Here is an 18779-nt window from a genome sequence, read left to right as displayed (position 1 = left end):
TCGAGTATTGGAGGAGTGAATGTATCGGGACAGCGCGGCAAGGGCAATACGGAAGAGCACCGGATCCACTACAGTGAAACCTCGGATTACGGCGGAGAAGAAGCTAACCGTCAAATCTAGCCATGATATCAATATAATCGGAGGAGAGGTTAAAGGAGAAACCGTCAAAGTGGAAGCAGGCGTGGATTTAAATCTAAAGAGCCAGCAGGACCGGGAGACTTATACGGAGAAGAATGAGTCAACTAGTGGCAGTATTGGTGTTGGCGTGACGGGGAATGCGGGACACACTTTGACCAATCCCCGTCAATCTGGTAATCTGCCTCGTTGATATCCCTGTTTGATGAAGCTCTTCCCGTTTTTCTTTTGGTTGCCGGGCTTTTCGGGGATGGTTATCACCTCTATTTTTGAGGATATCATTTTGGTGGCTACTCCTCAATAGAACTGCAGTGCATACCAAAAGATGGACAATAGTTGATGTGGACATTTAGACTATAACTAAACGTTGCTTAATTACAATGAGAAGGAGATGCCTTATGATCCGTTTCTTTTTGCGTATATTCCTCTTTGGCCTGATATGTTTATACTTGATGGCAGCCTCATTAGCCATGGCCAATGGACCAGACAGGAAATCCCCGCCTATCGTTGAGGCAGCAAAGGCCGGAAACCTGTCCGCAGTCAGAACTCTCCTGGATCAGGGGGCTCATGTTAACGCCAGAGATAACTGGCATAGGACCTTGCTGATCATCGCTGTTCAGCAAGAGGATCTAAATATAATGCAGCTTCTAATGAGCAGGAGCGCTGATGTTAACGCCGCTAATAAAAATGGCATTACCGCTTTAATTGCGGCTGTTCAGCGTGATAATTTCGATGCCATACATCGGTTGGTCCAAGCCGGAGCTCAGGTAAATCAGGCTGACAGGATGGGATGGAATCCTTTGATGTGGGCAGTCTATCGCAACAACAGAGCAGCTGTTCATCTGCTTGTCAATCATGGCGCCGACCCTTTGTTGACCAACAGGCAAGGGTTCACTGCTCTCGACTTGGCAAAACGAATCAATGCATCACCTGAAATCTGGAGTTTGCTGCAGCCGGGTTCACCTTCCAATCCACTTTTGCGGCCCCAAAATGACAATAAACAGACGCGCTTCCCTCGCGCACTTTTCCGTCCTCAGTTGGCAGCTTCCCGTCTTATACGCGGCAATCCTAAGGCGGCCGTTACTATTGTAGAATATACTGATTTCCAATGTCCTTATTGTGCATTGGGCAAGGAAGCCATAGATGACATCCTGGCTAAATATAACGGCAAGGTTAAAGTAGTGGTTAAACATGCGCCGTCGGATTCACATCGGGTTGCCCTGCCGGCTGCTTTGTATTTTGAGGCGCTGGCCCGGCGCAATCCGGAGAAAGCCTGGCAATTTTATGATTTGATTTTTACCGAACAACATATCCTGAGAGAAGGGGAAGCTGGTCTGAGCTGTATTATAGACCGTTTAGGTTTAAGTGATCAGGAGCGGCGTCAACTGGAGAATGATCGTTTTAGTAGGTCAATCCTGGCTACTGTTGAGGCTGACTTGCTGGAAGCCGAATCTTTTGGTTTTGGCGGAGTGCCGGTTGTTATGGTCAATGATATTTTACTGGAAGGGTACTATTCGGCAGAGACATTCAGTCAGGTGATTGACCCAATATTGTATAAGCTAGCAAACGGCTAATCTCCCGTATGTAAAAAAGCATAAGAAAGTGATCAACCATCTGAGGGCAATAAACGGTCGGTGAACCCTAGCGGCAAGTATGCCGGGGAAACGATAGTGGGAATACTATAGTAGTTCTACTATTTGCGATAGTGAGGGAATATGGCTTCTAAGAATGGACAAGATTGGCTATGGAACTTAGATAAAAAAATACAGCCAATGGCGATTTTCTGTGTAGTTGTCTTAGGGCTCATCCAGCTGTTATTGTTTTTTGACGAATCCCGCATCTTTCTTTCACGGATTGACAAGCTGGAAGGCGATAGAGTGGCGCTGGAGTTCACCCCGGATAACCCGGGCAATGAGGCGGAGGGACGCTCGGTCTGGCAGGAGTTTCAGATACTGCGCCGGGGGCAGAAAATGCAAATTAAGGTTTTAACTGGCAGCGGCAATCAGGTTTATATCAAAATCAACGGTAACAGGGCGGGCACGCTTGCGCCGGGACTGGCAACGGTAACGGTTTATGACGGCGACTATCTTGAAATTGATGCCACGCTGCAGACGGAACCTGTCAGCTATCAAGTTGTAAAAGTAGATCCAGGTATTGTCTCCCCTTTTGCCGGTGCCATTCTTGAAACGCGGGGAGATACTGCGCCGATCGGAAGAATTAAGTTAAAACGCTAAAGGAGACGGATCACTGGCAGGAAATTGGCAAGGAACGTTGAACTTATTAGTGTCGTAAAAAACATATGTACTAGAATTTTTAATTGATACGAAACAATAAGGAAGGTACTATGAAAGAACTGGTTGTAGCGATTGACGGTCCTGCCGGAGCGGGGAAGAGTACGGTAGCACAGATTGTTGCCCGCAAGCTGAACTATACTTATATTGATACAGGAGCGATGTATCGGGCTGTAACATGGGCAGCGCTGAAAGGATCCTGTTCCAGTGAGAATATAGAAGGGGTGACCCAATTACTTCAAAGAATGGATATTTCTCTGAAGTATACGGAAGGTCAATTGCAGGTCTGCGTGAACGGTGAGAATGTTACCGCCGCTATCCGGACGCCGCAAATTTCCCGTTCGGTTTCAGAGTATGCTAAGCTGCCGGCTGTCAGGCAGGCTATGCTGATTCGGCAGCGTCAGATGGCCGATCAAGGCGGCGTGGTTATGGATGGTCGGGATATTGGGACCCATGTATTGCCGGACGCCGAGGTTAAAATCTTTCTCACGGCCTCCATTGCCGAGCGCGCCGGACGAAGATGGCGGGAACTAAAAGGCAAGGGCTTTGACACAGATCTGGAACAGCTGACTCATGAAATCGCCGAACGGGACCGGATGGATTCCCAAAGGGAAATAGCGCCGCTTATGCAGGCGCCTGATGCCATATTGGTTGACACCACTGGACTTACTATTGATGCGGTAGTGGAAACCATCTTACTGATTTACAAGGAGAGAAAAAAACTTGTATAATCTTCTGCGGTTTTTGTTTCGGACGACTTTTCAAATTGTTTTTCGCTGGCAGGTCAAAGGGGTTGAGAATATCCCGAAGAATCAGGGAGTCATTATTGCCGCCAATCATATTAGTTTATGGGATCCCCCTGTCATTGGCTGTGCGGTGCCCGGCAAGGTGCATTTCATGGCGAAACAGGAATTATTTAAAATTCCCGTGTTTGGCTGGATCATTTCCCGGCTCAATGCTTTTCCGGTCAAGCGGGGTACTGCTGACCGAAATGCCATCCGGGAAGCAATCAACCGACTGAGGCAAGGAAACGTGCTGGGTATTTTTCCGGAAGGGACCCGCAGCAAGAAAGGAACACTCGGTGCCGGGGAACCGGGAGTTGCATTAATAGCTCTTAAAGCCGGCGTGCCAGTTGTACCCACCGCTGTCATAGGGACAAATCAGGTACTGCGGAACGGCAAAATATTGCCGCGATTTGAGGTTATTTTCGGTAAACCGATTTATTTCAATGAGACACAAAGGGATAATCTGGAAATCGCCAGCGATTTGATTATGCGGGAAATTGGCGCTCTGCTGGCGAACCGCCAGTCCGATTGATTGGATTCCGGCGTTTCGGCCGGTGCCGCCTTTGTCCGCAGCTGTCTTTCGGGGTGATTGCCATTGCTTTACGGTGTGCTGATTCAAGGAGGCGCTTGTCTCCTTTTTTCATTGAATATTGATTATTATGGGGTATGAATATCAATCTGGTGTTTGCCGAAGGGGTGCAGTATGAAAATTCAGCTTGCCGAACATATGGGTTTCTGCTTCGGGGTAAAAAGGGCGATTGACTTAGCGCAAGAAAACGCCAATGATCATACCGGAAAAATTTATACCCTGGGTCCGTTAATTCATAATCCTCAGGTTGTTTCGCGTTTAAGCCGGCAAGGAATTGCGGTTGCAGAGAATATTGACGCTATAAATCAGGGAACTGTTATTATACGATCTCATGGCGTTGGGCCGGAGGTCTACCGTCGGGCTGAAGCAAAGGGATTAACGATTGTTGACGCCACCTGTCCTCATGTAAAGAAAGCCCAGCAGGCAGCTGCTCGATTGGCGGCGAGCGGTTATCAGGTTATTATTCTTGGCGATGCGGATCATCCGGAAGTAAAGAGTATTATCGCTTGGGCGGGTTCTGATCCGATTGTGATCGGCAGCGAAGAACAAGCGGCAGAACTTCCTGTATTCCCTAAACTGGGAGTGGTGGCTCAAACCACCTTTTCCATTGAACTTTTTGACTGCATCCTGGCCGTTTTACAAACCAAATGCCAGGAGATACAGATTGACCGGACGATTTGCACCGCTACCGACATGCGGCAGCAGACAGCGAGAAAACTGGCCGGTCAGGTGGATGTCATGGTGGTGGTCGGCGGTAAAAACAGCGCTAATACCACTCATCTGGCGGATCTCTGCCGCCAAACAGGGGTTAAAACCTATCATATAGAGACGGCCAGTGAGCTAAAGCAACATTGGTTTGAAGGCGCTCGGCAAGTGGGTATTACTGCCGGAGCCTCCACGCCACAATGGATTATAGAGGAGGTTTATACAACGATGCAGCAAATGGAACAGGATGACAGGCTCAAGCGCCTGGAGCCAGGGATGCTGATTCAGGGAACAGTGGTTGACGTGCGCCAGGATGAGGTGTTTGTCGACGTGGGTTATAAGGCGGAAGGAATTATCGCCTTGTCGGAATTGGCCTTTCCGGCGCCGGCAAAAGCTTCGGACGCAGTAGAAAAAGGACAGGTTATTGATGTCGTTGTGCTGGATGCCAACAGTGCCGAAGGAAGTGTGAAACTATCCAAGGTCCAGGCTGATAAACAGGTTGCCTGGACTAAACTGGAGGAAGCACTGCGCGAGAACCGGACTCTGGAAGCGAAGGTGTTAGGAGCGATCAAAGGAGGGTTGTCGGTTGCGGTTCTTGGCATTCGGGGTTTTATGCCGGCTTCTCAGGTTGATTTGAAGTATACGGAGAATCTGTCGGAGTATGCGGGCCAAACGATTCAGTGCCTTGCGATTGAAGTGGTTCCGGAAAAATCCAAAGTGGTTTTATCCCGGCGGGCATTGCTGGAAGCGGAAAAAGAACGACTGGGAAAAGAACTGTTTGCCAAATGGAAGGTGGGAGATCAGGTCCATGGGACCGTTACCCGCTTAGCAGATTTTGGCGCTTTTGTGGATTTGGGCGGCATCGAAGGACTCATTCACATTTCCGACCTGTCCTGGCAGCGGGTCAAGTCGCCGTCCGAGGTCGTTAATGCGGGCGATGCGGTGCAGGTTATCATTGTTAAATTGGACAGCGAGAACAAGAGGATTGGTCTCAGTCTGAAACAAACAATGCCAGATCCCTGGTTTACTGCGGCGGAAGAGTACCGGGAAGGAATGACGGTTTCAGGCGTCATCACCCGGACTTCCAAATTCGGTGCGTTTGCGGAATTGAAAGCCGGAGTGGAAGGACTCATACACATCTCGGAACTGACTGACCATCGCATCAATGACGCCAAGGAGGCAGTGACAGCCGGACAAAAGGTTACAGTGAAGATCCTTGGAGTGGATAAAAAGAATAAAAAAATTTCTCTGAGCCTGAACCAGGCCAAGCAGGATGAAGAACGGGCGGATTATAGCCGGTTTATCAAAGAGGAAACAGGACTGGGAGTTACCATCGGCGATAAGTTGGGGTATTTATTTAAACACAATGACTAAGTAGATGAGAAGTATCTTGGCTAAGGAGGAAAGTAAGTCACTTTATGAATCTAGTGACACGGCAATCACGCAAAGCGGATCATCTGAAACATGCTTTGCAGCTGGCAGATGGCCCGTCGCAAAACGGTTTCAAAGATATTTTCCTGATTCATAATTGTCTGCCGGAATTGGCCTGGGAGGATATATCCCTGGAAATTTCCCTGGGCGATTTACGTCTGGCTCATCCTATTATCATGAATGCCATTACCGGGGGCTCCACCGATGTGACCGCCATCAATGAGGCGCTGGCCATGGTCGCCAGACTTACCAACTCCGCCATGGCCGTGGGATCTCAATACGCTGCCATCGAAGATCCTTCCGTGGCGGATTCCTTTAAAATCGTCAGAAAGGTATATCCTAAAGGATGCCTGATTGCTAACCTGGGAGCATATGCCAATTGTGAGGATGCTCAGCGTGCCGTCGATATGATTGAAGCCAATGCCCTGCAGATTCATCTCAATGTTGCCCAGGAAATAGTAATGTCGGAAGGCGACCGGAATTTTACCGGTTACCTGAAGAATATTGAACGGATCGTCAGCAAAGTCGGTGTGCCCGTTATCGTAAAGGAAGTCGGTTGCGGCGTTGCCCGGGAACAGGCCGTGTCGTTAGCCTTGGCCGGAGTTCGGATTATTGACGTTGGCGGGGCAGGAGGTACTAATTTTCTGGCCATTGAAACATCCAGAAATGAGGCGCAGCTGGAACCGGAGCTGCTGGAATGGGGTCTGCCCACAGCCTTGACGGCCATGGAGGTTTTGTCGGCAGTAGGAGATCAGGTGGATGTTATCGTTTCCGGCGGAGTTCGGACTCCCCTGGATATTGCTAAAGCCCTCGCTCTTGGCGGCCGGGCAGTAGGATTGGCGGCGCCGGTGCTGCGAGCGCTGCAGGCGGGCCAGGTGGAGCAAACCGCGCTGTGGCTTACTAAGCTGATTGATGATGTAAAGCGGGTAATGCTCTTAGTCGGGGCCAAACGCGTTGAACATCTTTCCCATGTGCCGCTTGTCGTTACGGGTTTTAGCCGGGAGTGGCTCCGGGCCCGCGGCATTGATTTTCAGCGTGCTTAATGAAATTGATTCTTTTCAAACGTTATGGGCTTGCGGCCTGCTTCGTGCAGGTTGCAAGCCCTGATTTTGTTTTTGCATGATTTATAAATGGAAAGGGCAAGATAATTTCAGATGGATACGCACACAGCATCAATAATCACCTAGCATCAATTATTGACCATGATCAATTACAAAAATCATAGTTGAGGTGAAGAAAATGAATCTGCCCATCGGGATGATCCTGCTGCTTGCTGTGGGAATCTTAGTGTATTTTGGTATTGCCCACCGGATTCTGGACCGGATGCGGCTGACGGATAAACAAGCATTATTGTTTATCGTCGGCATTATTGCAGGAAGTTTTATTGATATACCCGTAATGCGAAGTCCGATGGAAGTGAATGTCAATGTAGGCGGCGCTGTACTGCCGTTTTTACTGAGCGTTTGGTTGATCTTTAAGGCAGATGAAACATCGGAAAAAGTAAGGGCTGTTGTATCTTCCATATTGGTTGCAGGCGCCGTATGGCTGGGGTCCCGCTATTTACCTTATGAACCGGAGACAATGTTTATGGATCCCAAGCTGATTTACGGACTGTCGGCAGGCCTCATCGCCTACATTGCCGGACGGTCGCGCCGAAGCGCCTTTATTGGCGGTGTCTTGGGCATTATTTTAAGTGATATTGTCCATATGGTGACCATTTTGGGGATGGGTATACCTGGCACCACAAATATCGGAGGAGCGGGCGCCTTTGACGTGGTAATCATCGCCGGTGTGGTTGCGGTTATGATTGCGGAACTGGTCGGTGAAACCCGGGAAAAATTGCAGGGAGGTCCGGTTATGGGCAATAATCTCCCTGATGGTCTCTATGAATTCAGCAAGGATTTGAACCCGGACACTAAAAACGTGGCCGGAGAACAGGGGGTGGCTAGTCATGATGAGCCGGAGCAAGCGCAACAGCCGGAATCGGATCGCCCCAATAGCTAAAATCCTCATTTTCGCTGCCGTTGTGGCTGCGGTCTTATGGATCGGGGCAACCGGATTAGCTCATGAGCGGCTGGATGGGGGGTATTTCTCTATCGTCGATGAAAATAATCAGGTCGTTTATTTAACAGGCAGGGCTGTTGACGTAGGTGATCAGGTCCTTACCGAAAACAATCGCCGCTACGAAGTCATCAGCCTGGAAGGCGATACTGCCAGAGCGAAATTCATCGGCGAAGTGAACCTTTCTCAGTATCTCAGCCAAGAAGACCGCTGGGTTTGGAATCGGTTCTTAACATTGCCTCGCGCTTACGCTGCGGCATCGAATCCGAAAGTGGCCATTTATCACACTCATTCCGATGAATCCTATGTACCTTCCGACGGTTCCGAGAGCAAGAAGGGAGCAGGCGGAATTTACGCCGTTGGCTCGGCCTTCGCCGAATCTTTGAAAGCAGAAGGCATTACTCCGATTCTTTCCGAAAACAAGCATGACCCTCATGATAATATGGCTTATGAACGTTCCCGTCGTACGGCTCTCAGTCTGGTCAAGCAGCAACCGGCCGCCATCTTCGATATCCACCGGGATGCGGTGCCGCCGCAAGTCTATCAGGGCAAAGTAGCCGGGCAGGATATCAGCAAAGTGCAGCTGGTGGTTGGCAAATACGGTCCTACCGGCAAACAGATTGAGGACTATGCTATGAAGATTAAGGCAGCTGCCGATAAAAAGCATCCCGGCCTAGTCAAAGGCATCTTTTTCGCCAAAGGTGGCGACTATAATCAGGATTTGCATCCCCGCTCTATGCTGCTGGAAGTAGGGGCTCACACCAATACCAAAGAATCAGCCATCAAAGGCATAAAACTTTTTGCCGACGTGATTCCGCCCCTTGTAGGCAAAGCCGAGGCCGCTCCGGTTTCGCCGCAGCAGGCCGGCGCACAAGCGGGCTTGGGGACTGCCCAGGCGGGAGCGTCAGGCGCCAGCCGGTCTATTGGCTGGATATTGGGACTGATGGTGGCGGGCGTTGCGGCCTTTTTATTCTTGAGCACGGGCAGCCTGAAAGAAGCCCAGTCCAAATGGAAGCAGTTTTTCACTACTGAGTTTGCCAACTTTTTTGGGCCAAAGAGTAATAAAACCGATCAGCCGGACAACGAAAAATCTTCCGATGAACAGCAGAATAAATAACAACAATCATAGCTGTTTGGCTGAGAGAGTGACGGATAGATCGTGGAATCTATCCTTACTTTTTTTAGGCGGAAACAAGCTCTGCAAGGCAGGCTTGTTTCTCGCCGTTTGCAGGAAAATATGCCGAAGAAAGGAATTTATATTCATGAGGTGATACATGTTGTATGAGAAAGGGACTATCGCCGCAGTAAAGCCAAATGGCATTGCCGATAGATTGGGAATTAAGCCGGGAGACCGGCTGGTAACGGTCAACGGCCGTACTGTCAAAGATTTAATTGACTTAAGCTTTGCCTTAGCGGAAGAACGGCTGGAACTGGTGATCGAAAAAGGCCGTGGCATACAAAAAAGATTGCGTCTGCATAAAAAGTATGATGCAGACCTGGGTCTTGAATTTGAAAGCGCCGTATTTGACCAGGTGAAGCGCTGCGCCAACCGCTGCTTGTTTTGTTTTGTCGATCAAATGCCTGCCGGCATGAGAGACAGCTTATATGTGAAAGATGATGATTATCGCTTATCATTTTTATACGGTAATTTCGTCACTTTGACTAACTTGTCTGAGGCAGATCTGCTTCGTATCAAACAATTGCATCTATCCCCTTTATATGTGTCGGTACACTGCACCAAAGGCGATTTGCGGGCTGAAATGATGGGTAATCCCCGGGCTGCGAATATTATGGACCAGATCCGGGAGTTGATTGACAGCGGCATTGAGCTCCATATTCAAGTGGTTTTATGTCCCGACTTCAATGACGGCTCGGTTCTCACGAAGACATTTGAAGATCTGTACAGGTTAAACCGGTCCATTCGTTCTGTGGCCATTGTCCCGGTAGGATTGACCCGGCATCGGCAGTCATGTCCCCCTTTGTCATCTTTTACGCCTGATTCTGCCCGGGAAGTGATCAGGCAGGTCGCTCCCTGGCAGCAAAAATGCCGGCAGCAGCTGGGCCACAGCTTTATCTATTTGGCTGATGAATTTTACAGGATGGCTGATACCCCTTTGCCAGTCAGAGAGGAATATGACGGGTTTCCTCAATTGGAAAATGGCGTAGGCCTGATTCGAACCTTTTTGGATGAATGGTATCAATGCGCTGCAGAAATCTCTCTTCCGGCCTATGATCAGCCTTTTTATTTAGACATTGTCAGCGGTATGTCCTTTGCGCCCATTCTTCAATCAATTTTGAACGGACTGGGTGAGAAAAATCTTCATATCCGTGTCATTCCGGTATTAAACCGGTATTTTGGTTCCCAAATTACGGTTAGCGGCTTATTGACCGGGAATGATATAATTGATGCAGTGCGTGAAATGCCAGGTCCGCGTAACGGTATCATTTTCCCCGGTACGGCCCTGCGCAAAGGAGAGAGCGTTTTTTTGGATAACATGAAGGTTGAACAGATATCTGACGCACTGGGCGTTGTTGCCCGCGGGGCATATGGGGGACAAGACCTTAGACGAGTCCTGGCTGGCTGGCGCTAGTTTTATTTATTGGTATCTTGATTTTAGGCAGGTGTGCATAAGACGATGAGAAAACCCATAGTGGCCATTGTAGGGAGGCCCAATGTCGGCAAATCCACTTTATTTAACAAAATTGCTAAGAAAAGAGTCTCGATCGTAGACGATTTGCCCGGCGTCACCCGGGACCGGTTATATTGGGATGCCGAATGGCTGGGGCATGAATTTACTATGATTGATACCGGCGGTATTGAAGTTGACAGCAATGATTTCATTATGGCTTCGGTACGGCGGCAGGCAGCTCTGGCCATTGAGGAAGCCGATGTGATCCTCTTTGTGGTAGACAGCAAGACCGGTATCACTACGGCTGATGAAGAAGTTGCGGCTCTATTGCGTCATGCCAACAAGCCGGTTATACTGGCCGTAAACAAAGTGGATTCAATTAAGGATTCAGAGGCTGTTTACGAGTTTTACGGCTTAGGATTAGGCGAGCCCTTGGCGGTATCAGCGGCGAATTTATTGAACCTGGGAGATCTGCTGGATGCTGTGGTGGCGGAATTTCCCCCGGAACAGGAAGCAGAAGAACAAGATGACCGGATTAAAATTGCCGTCATTGGCAGGCCGAATGTGGGGAAATCCTCGCTGGTGAATGGACTTTTAGGGCAGGAGCGGGTCATTGTCAGCGATATTCCCGGAACGACCCGGGACGCGATTGATACCGTTCTGGAAAAAGACGGAGTTTCCTATGTGTTGATCGATACTGCCGGTATGAGGAAAAAAGCCAAAATTGAAGACGAAAGCATAGAACGCTATAGTGTGGTTCGCTCCCTCAGCGCGGTGGAAAGAGCTGATGTGGTATTGATGGTGCTTGATGCTGTGGACCGGGTTACAGAACAGGATAAGAAAATTGCCGGATACGCTCATGAGGCAGGAAAATCTTTGATTATAGTGGTGAATAAATGGGATTTGGTGGAAAAGGACAGCAAGACCACCCTGGAGTATACCCAGGAAATTAGAAATGAATTGGCTTTTATGCAATATGCCCCAGTATTATTTATATCAGCTCTAACCAAGCAGCGGGTACACCGGGTGCTGGAACTGGTCAATTATGTGGCGGAGCAACGCTCCATGCGTATTGCCACCAATGTTTTAAACCAGGTGATAAGCGATGCGGTTTCTATTAATCCAACCCCTTCCGATAAGGGAAAGCGCCTGAAAATTTATTATGCCACTCAATCCGGCGTCAATCCGCCTACGATTGTTTTCTTTGTCAATGATCCGGAGGTGATGCATTTTTCCTATTTACGGTTTTTAGAAAATAAGTTGCGGGAATCCTTTGGCTTTGAAGGCAGTCCTTTACGCCTTGTGGTACGCGGCAAAAAGGATAAAGAAGAATAAGCAGCAATAGAAAAAGAGAAGCACTTATAGCAGAATTTTTTTGCAGGATGCAGGGAGAGTGTTAGAAGATGATGACAATGATCCTGGTTATTCTCTTGGGGTATCTGATCGGCTCCATACCCAACGGGCTTATTATCGGTCGCGTCCTGTGCGGTGTTGATATACGCCAGTTCGGCAGCAAGAATATTGGCGCAACCAACGCTTTTCGCGTGCTGGGTCCCTGGCCGGCTTTCTGGGTCTTGTTGACCGATGCGGCCAAAGGGATTGCCGGCGTATATATCGGGCAGATTTTACTGGGAACTTCTTTGGCGATGCTGGTCGGCGGCATTGCCGCCATGGCAGGGCATAACTGGTCGCTCTTTCTGGGGTTCAAGGGAGGCCGGGGCGTTGCTACCGGCCTGGGCGTGATTGCGGTGTTGATGCCGAAAATTACCTTCACTGTTTTTGTGATCTGGGCGGTCATCGTTTATTTTACTCGCTATGTATCTTTAGGTTCAATTGTTGGCGCTGCTTTATTGCCGGTATTTGTCTGGGTTACCGGAGAGAAAGTGGAGTATTTTTATTTTGCCGTATTAGCCAGTTTGTTTGTCATTATAAGACACAGACCCAATATCGAGCGGTTATTGCGGGGCGAAGAACTCAAGATTAAGGCGGGAAATCTGGCCGCTAAAAAGGATCAGGAGAGGGAGAACTAATTCACATGAAAATTGCCGTAATAGGCGCCGGAAGCTGGGGGACGGCGATCTCCGCCATGCTGGCGGAAAAGCATCCTGCAAGTGACATCAGGCTGTGGGCCCGCAGTCCGGAGACAGTGGCTGAAATTCACCAAGTCAAAGAAAACCGTCGCTATTTACCGGGAGTTTTGTTGCCCCAGTCCCTTCAATGTACCTCTGATCTGAAAGAGTCACTAGCCGGTGCCGCTGTTGTTGTTATGGTCACACCTTCCCACGCTGTGCGCGAAATAGCCAGAAAGGTTGCCCCGATTATTTCACCCGATGCTGTAATCGTGAGCGCCACCAAGGGGCTGGAGGAAGTTTCGTTAAAACGGATGTCGCAAATTATTGCGGAAGAAATTCCTGGTTTGGCCAGCCGTATTGCCGTTATGTCCGGCCCCAACCACGCGGAGGAAGTGGGACGAAAGTATCCGTCCACCACCGTGATTGCCGCCAAAAAGAAGGCGATTGCCGAACAACTGCAGGATCTATTTATGCTGCCATATTTCCGCGTGTATACAAATCCGGACGTGATGGGCGTAGAATTAGGCGGCGCTCTTAAAAATATCATTGCTCTGGGGGCTGGCATTGCAGATGGTATGGGCTTTGGCGATAATAGCAAAGCTGCCCTGATGACCCGCGGTTTGGCGGAAATTGTCCGGCTGGGAATTGCTTTGGGCGCGCGCCCGCTGACTTTCGCCGGGTTATCGGGAGTAGGGGACTTGATGGTTACCTGTACCAGCAAACATAGCCGGAATTATCGCGCCGGGCTGCTTTTGGCTCAGGGCAAGACCATCAGTGAAGTTTGCGGTGCTACCAATATGGTTGTGGAGGGAATTCGCACCGCCAAGGCAGCGTATAGTTTAGCGCAGCAGAATCAAATCGTCATGCCAATTACTGAACAGATGTATCATGTACTGTATAATCATAAGCCGGCAAAAGAGGCGGTTTTGGAACTTATGACCCGCGGGAAAACCCATGAGGTGGAAGAGGTAGCGGTTGAACCAATAGATTGGGAAAACTAATTGTCGGTTTAGTTTCTTTTTTAGTACGGAGAATACTCCGTACTTTTTTCTTTTATATCCGATTTGATTTAGCATATTAGCATAAACTATGCGGCATGTCATATATTTATAATGATTAATTGGTATATCCGTGCAGCTAGTACGGCGCAATATTGCAAATGTGACGGGGAAAGGAGTGGATCAGAAAGAGGCATTATCCCGTAAGTGTGAATGGGTTAGTATGGGAGGGGAGAGAATGGAAAAATTTGATTTGTTCCGTGATATTGCCGAACGTACTGGCGGCGATGTCTACATCGGTGTCGTAGGTCCGGTACGGACAGGGAAATCTACATTTATTAAGCGATTTATGGAGACCATGGTCCTGCCTAATATAACCGATCCATATGATAAAGAACGGGCTAAAGATGAACTGCCTCAAAGCGCTGCCGGCAGAACCATTATGACAACAGAGCCTAAATTCATCCCCAATGAAGCTGTTGAAATCAGTGTGAAGGACAATGTTTCGGTTTGGGTTAGAGTGGTGGACTGCGTTGGCTATGCCGTGGAAGGCGCATTGGGTTACGAAGAAGAGGAAGGTCCGCGCATGGTGCTGACCCCTTGGTTTGATCAGGAAATCCCTTTTCAGGAGGCGGCGGAAGTCGGCACGCGCAAGGTGATTGCCGAGCACTCCACCATTGGTTTAGTGGTCACCACCGACGGAACTGTAACCGATTTGCCGCGGGAAAACTACGTTTCTGCCGAGGAGCGGGTTATTGCAGAATTGAAGGAATTGCAAAAACCCTTTTTGATCATTTTAAATACAGGATACCCCTCAGCGAAAGAAACTCGTGAATTGGTTGCTAAGCTGGAAGATAAATATGACGTTCCGGTCATTCCTCTGGATTGCGCCCAAATCGGCCATGATGACGTTTACGCCATTTTACAGGAAGTCTTATATGAGTTTCCGGTAAAAGAAGTCAATATTACATTGCCCCGGTGGGTGGAAGAACTGGAAACAGATCACTGGCTGCATCAAAAATTCACTACAGCAGTGGAAGATGTGATTCAATACATTAAACGGTTAAGGGATATTGACCGGGCCATTGATGATTTATCAGCCTGTGATGTAGTAGCCGATGTCATATTGCACGATATGGATTTAGGCAGCGGGATTGCCATTATCGAAATGACGGCGCATAACCATCTTTTCTATCAAATATTAGAAGAAATTACCGGCTTTACGATCAGCGGCGAACATCAGCTTCTTTCACTGATGAAAGATATGGCAGTGGCTAAGAGAGAATACGATAATCTGGCCAGTGCGTTGCAAGAGGCAAGGCAGAACGGATATGGCATTGTTCAGCCGCAAATCGATGAAATGGTCTTGGAAGAACCGGAAATTCTGCGCACAGGAAACCGTTTCGGCGTGAAACTAAAAGCTTCGGCGCCTTCAATGCATATTATCAGAACCGATATTCAGGCGGAGATTTCACCGATTATCGGCACGGAAAAACAAAGTGAAGAATTAATTCAATATTTGATGCAGGAATTTGAAGGAGAACCGGAAAAAATTTGGCGCACCAATCTATTCGGCAAATCTTTAAATGCTTTAGTCCGGGAGGGAATCCAAAATAAGATTTCGGGCATGCCGGAAACCTCACAGCGGAAAATGCAGGCAACACTGCAAAAGATTGTGAATGAAGGCAGCGGCGGCCTGATATGTATAATCTTTTAGCCCGAAACGGTCAGTCGGTTTAGACTGACTGATTTTTTTTATATCTGCGCTTTTTTACTTTGATGTTTTTTATGTTGGCTCTTGTCTATTTGCATGGGGCAATGTATAATGTCTACTATATGAAGATATCTATCCGTCTAAGAAAACCACTTAATTGAGGGGGGCACTGGGTGTGACTGGGCAAAAATCAGTTTTTTACTTAGTGAGAGAAGAAATTTTGCCAGAAGCGATTAAAAAGACCATTAAAGTGAAAGAAATTTTGAAACGAGGCGAAGTGAAAACCATCAACGAGGCAGTGGAAAAGATGGAATTAAGCCGTAGTGCGTATTATAAATACAAGGACTACGTGTTCCCGTTTTATGAAGCCAGCCGGGAAAAGATCGTCACACTGGCGTTGCTTCTAGAGCATAAGCCCGGCGTATTATCGCGGGTATTAAATACCATCGCCAATGAACGAGCCAGTATTATGACCATCAACCAGGGAATTCCTCTGCAGGGAGTTGCCAATGCAACCATTTCCCTTGAAACTGCTGAATTGGTCATTGACTTGGAAGCACTGTTGGACAAATTGCGGATGATCGACGGCGTAAAACGGCTGGAAGTCCTGGGACAGGCATAAGGAGTATTGATTTATGAAAGAAACTGTTCAGATTGGATTATTAGGCTACGGAACAGTCGGAACCGGTATCATCAAAATACTTCAGACCAATGCGCATAATATTGCACAGAAAGTCGGCTGCCCGCTGGCGATAAAAAAAGTCCTGGTTAGAAATCCGGGGAAGACGAGGAATACTTCCTTTAATGTTCCTTTAACCACCTCAATTGATGAGATTCTTAACGATCCGGATATTGACATTGTGGTGGAAGTCATGGGCGGGGAAAGCCCTGCGAAAGACTATATTTTAAGGGCGCTTGAAGCCGGTAAACATGTTGTGACTGCCAACAAGGATATTATCGCCAAATATGGAAAACAATTATTTGAGGCGGCGGAAGAAAAGCAAGTAGACCTGTTATTTGAAGCCAGTGTTGGCGGCGGCATCCCGATTATCCGCCCTTTGAAACAATGCCTGGCAGCTAACCGGATTCGGGAAGTCATGGGCATTGTAAACGGTACAACCAATTACATGTTGACCAAAATGACGCAAGAAAGATTGGACTTTGAAACGGTATTAGCCGAAGCTCAGGCCAAAGGCTATGCCGAAGCGGATCCCACAGCCGATATCGGCGGCTGGGATGCAGCCCGGAAAATCGCTATCTTGGCTTCGATTGCCTTTAATAGCAGAATTACGCTGGATGATGTCCAGGTAGAAGGTATTGAAAATATATCGCCGGATGATATTGAGTATGCGCGGGAATTAGGCTATGCAGTGAAGCTGCTGGCTATTGCCAAGGAGAGTGAAAGCGGGATAGACGTACGGGTGCATCCGACACTGCTGCCGCACCATCACCCTTTAGCTTCGGTTAACGATGTGTTCAATGCCATCTATGTGCGGGGCGATGCAGTGGGAGAGACCATGTTTTATGGAAGAGGCGCCGGCGAAATGCCCACGGCCAGCGCCGCGGTCGCCGATATCATTGATGCAGCCAGGGATATACGGCATCATGTCAGCAGCCGGATATTGTGTACCTGCTTTAATCAGAAAAACCTTTCTTCAGCCCAACATACCGAATCGCCTTTTTATATCCGCTTACTGGTCGAGGACAGACCCGGTGCTTTGGCGGTTATTGCCGGCGCTTTCGGGGCACAGCAGGTCAGCCTTCACTCGGTTATTCAGAAGCGGAGAATCAATAATTTTGCCGAACTAGTGTTGATCACACATAAAGTACCTTATGCCAGTATTAAATTAGCGATTAACACAATGGAAGACATGTCGGTTGTGCGAAAAGTGCACAATGTGATTCACGTGGAGGCCGGTGAATTTGAATAATTCCGTGATGATCCAGATTCCTGGAACTACGGCCAACTGTGGGCCGGGATTTGATGCCATAGGAATTGCCTGTACGGTTTATAATGATTTTGAGTTGACTTTCCATGATAGCAGCCGTCTGGTCATTGAGGTTGACGGAGAAGGCAAAGAGACCATTCCGACTGATGAGAAAAATATTGCCTATCAGGCGGTTCTTGATCTCTTGCGTAAAATTAATCATCAAATCCCCGGTATGACCATCAAGATGTTCAATCGCATTCCATTATCCCGGGGTCTGGGCAGCAGCGCCGCCGCCATTGTTGCCGGCTTGGTCGCCGCTAATGAGCTGACAGGACAATCCCTTTCCAAACAGCAGCTTCTGGATATTGCAACATCCATAGAAGGGCATCCGGACAATGTGGCCCCAGCAATTTACGGCGGAGTTACGATCAATGTGTGCCGTGACGGGGCCACGGAATGTCTGAGGATTATTCCGCCCAAACCATTGCTGATGGTGGTGGCCGTGCCGGATTTTATCCTGTCTACCAAGGCGGCCCGCCAGGTCCTGCCTAAGCAGGTTCCACTGCAGGATGCAGTGTTCAATGTCAGCAGATCAGCTTTACTTACAGGTGCCTTCTGCACCGGAGAATATCGCCATCTTTCCGCAGCAATGGATGACCGGCTGCATCAACCCTACCGTCAACAGCTAGTGCCAGGCATGCCGGAAGTTCTGCGAGCGGCCTTTGACGCCGGCGCCTTCGGCTCTGCTTTAAGCGGCGCTGGTCCCTGTCTGATCGCTTTTTGCGATCAAAATGCCGACCATATCGGCCAGTGCATGGTTGACGCTTTTCAAGCCAACGGCATAACCGCTTCCTGCATGGTCCTTTCCATTGATACAGATGGGGCCAAGAGAATTTAAAAGGGCAAGCATTAAAAAAGCGGCTTGACACGACTAGTAGATAAAGGTATAATAGTCTTTGTCAGTCGGGGCGTAGCTCAGTTTGGTAGAGCGCTACCTTGGGGTGGTAGAGGCCGCATGTTCAAGTCATGTCGCTCCGACCAGTTAAAGAAACAGTGAGTCCGCAGGTATAAACCTGCGGATTTTTTACTTTTGCGCGACCGTTTAATTTATAAGGTTGTCCATTTGGTCACGGCAACGGATTAAGGGTTACACTGTTTGGATGTAAGGAGTGAATTCAACTGTTCAAAGCGAATTTTTGAATATGACGGGATAACGAAGAAGTGCCGGATGAAAATCTACTATTATAAAGTAGATGAACTGGAGTTGTTGATAACCCTGCTTTCTTTCGGGCCGGTAGTCCGAGTGATCGGCCCGAATAGTTTAAGAACCAATTTGTTGCGCGGGTGAAAACAGGAGCAGCTAATGGAAAACCCTCGGCGAGAGTAAGAGGTTCCTAGCACTGCGACACGGAATGTCTGCCGATAAATGAAAATTGG

General features: G+C 48.5%; 17 protein-coding genes and 1 tRNA gene. All 18 read left to right on the top strand.

The genetic code is table 11. The annotated features are described in order from the left end of the window. Positions 1–19 precede the first annotated feature (19 nt). Positions 20–328: a hemagglutinin repeat-containing protein gene (locus ALO_RS23750; RefSeq protein WP_004093630.1), complete on the top strand. Its 309-nt coding sequence runs from the start codon at positions 20–22 to the stop codon at positions 326–328. Positions 329–533: 205 nt separating this feature from the next. After that, positions 534–1709, top strand: coding sequence for an ankyrin repeat domain-containing protein (locus ALO_RS05280; RefSeq protein ID WP_004093629.1), 1176 nt, complete (start codon positions 534–536; stop codon positions 1707–1709). 141 nt (positions 1710–1850) lie between these two features. Continuing rightward, the gene (locus ALO_RS05275; RefSeq protein WP_040292792.1) at positions 1851–2369 is read left to right on the top strand and encodes a hypothetical protein; all 519 of its coding nucleotides are present in this window, start codon (positions 1851–1853) and stop codon (positions 2367–2369) included. A 110-nt stretch (positions 2370–2479) separates the two neighbouring features. Beyond that, entirely contained in the window at positions 2480–3157 is a 678-nt protein-coding gene (gene cmk / locus ALO_RS05270; protein WP_004093625.1) for a (d)CMP kinase, read from the top strand. Beyond that, positions 3150–3743 (top strand): lysophospholipid acyltransferase family protein, encoded by a 594-nt coding sequence (locus tag ALO_RS05265; protein WP_004093624.1) that lies wholly within the window; start codon positions 3150–3152, stop codon positions 3741–3743. The genes cmk and ALO_RS05265 overlap by 8 nt, the downstream gene beginning before the upstream one ends. 171 nt (positions 3744–3914) lie before the next feature. Further along, entirely contained in the window at positions 3915–5879 is a 1965-nt protein-coding gene (locus ALO_RS05260; RefSeq protein ID WP_004093622.1) for a bifunctional 4-hydroxy-3-methylbut-2-enyl diphosphate reductase/30S ribosomal protein S1, read from the top strand. A gap of 44 nt (positions 5880–5923) precedes the next feature. Then, positions 5924–6979 (top strand): type 2 isopentenyl-diphosphate Delta-isomerase, encoded by a 1056-nt coding sequence (gene fni / locus ALO_RS05255; protein ID WP_004093620.1) that lies wholly within the window; start codon positions 5924–5926, stop codon positions 6977–6979. Between the two features lie 196 nt (positions 6980–7175). Then, entirely contained in the window at positions 7176–7940 is a 765-nt protein-coding gene (locus ALO_RS05250; RefSeq protein ID WP_004093618.1) for a DUF1614 domain-containing protein, read from the top strand. Continuing rightward, a complete protein-coding gene (gene spoIIP, locus ALO_RS05245; protein WP_004093617.1) occupies positions 7888–9114 on the top strand; it encodes a stage II sporulation protein P in 1227 nt (408 codons plus the stop codon). Before ALO_RS05250 ends, spoIIP begins: the two co-directional genes overlap by 53 nt. 157 nt (positions 9115–9271) lie before the next feature. Next, complete coding sequence (locus tag ALO_RS05240; protein WP_004093616.1) at positions 9272–10588, top strand: DUF512 domain-containing protein; 1317 nt, start codon at positions 9272–9274, stop codon at positions 10586–10588. A gap of 45 nt (positions 10589–10633) precedes the next feature. Continuing rightward, positions 10634–11962: a ribosome biogenesis GTPase Der gene (der, locus tag ALO_RS05235; protein ID WP_004093615.1), complete on the top strand. Its 1329-nt coding sequence runs from the start codon at positions 10634–10636 to the stop codon at positions 11960–11962. 71 nt (positions 11963–12033) lie between these two features. Then, positions 12034–12657, top strand: coding sequence for a glycerol-3-phosphate 1-O-acyltransferase PlsY (gene plsY, locus ALO_RS05230; protein ID WP_040292793.1), 624 nt, complete (start codon positions 12034–12036; stop codon positions 12655–12657). Between the two features lie 5 nt (positions 12658–12662). After that, entirely contained in the window at positions 12663–13700 is a 1038-nt protein-coding gene (locus ALO_RS05225; protein ID WP_004093611.1) for an NAD(P)H-dependent glycerol-3-phosphate dehydrogenase, read from the top strand. Positions 13701–13935: 235 nt separating this feature from the next. Continuing rightward, on the top strand, positions 13936–15414 hold the full coding sequence (gene spoIVA / locus ALO_RS05220; protein WP_004093609.1) for a stage IV sporulation protein A: 1479 nt from the start codon (positions 13936–13938) through the stop codon (positions 15412–15414). Positions 15415–15586: 172 nt separating this feature from the next. Further along, a complete protein-coding gene (locus tag ALO_RS05215; protein ID WP_004093607.1) occupies positions 15587–16033 on the top strand; it encodes an ACT domain-containing protein in 447 nt (148 codons plus the stop codon). 13 nt (positions 16034–16046) lie between these two features. Further along, positions 16047–17342: a homoserine dehydrogenase gene (locus ALO_RS05210; protein ID WP_004093605.1), complete on the top strand. Its 1296-nt coding sequence runs from the start codon at positions 16047–16049 to the stop codon at positions 17340–17342. Next, positions 17335–18240, top strand: coding sequence for a homoserine kinase (gene thrB / locus ALO_RS05205; protein ID WP_004093604.1), 906 nt, complete (start codon positions 17335–17337; stop codon positions 18238–18240). The genes ALO_RS05210 and thrB overlap by 8 nt, the downstream gene beginning before the upstream one ends. Before the next feature lie 66 nt (positions 18241–18306). Further along, a tRNA-Pro gene (locus tag ALO_RS05200) sits at positions 18307–18383 on the top strand. The last annotated feature ends 396 nt before the right edge of the window (positions 18384–18779 follow it).

Source organism: Acetonema longum DSM 6540 (assembly GCF_000219125.1).
Classification (GTDB): Bacteria; Bacillota; Negativicutes; order Sporomusales; family Acetonemataceae; genus Acetonema; species Acetonema longum.
Note: the sequence above shows the minus strand (reverse complement) of the source record. Positions and strands in the feature narration are given on the sequence as shown.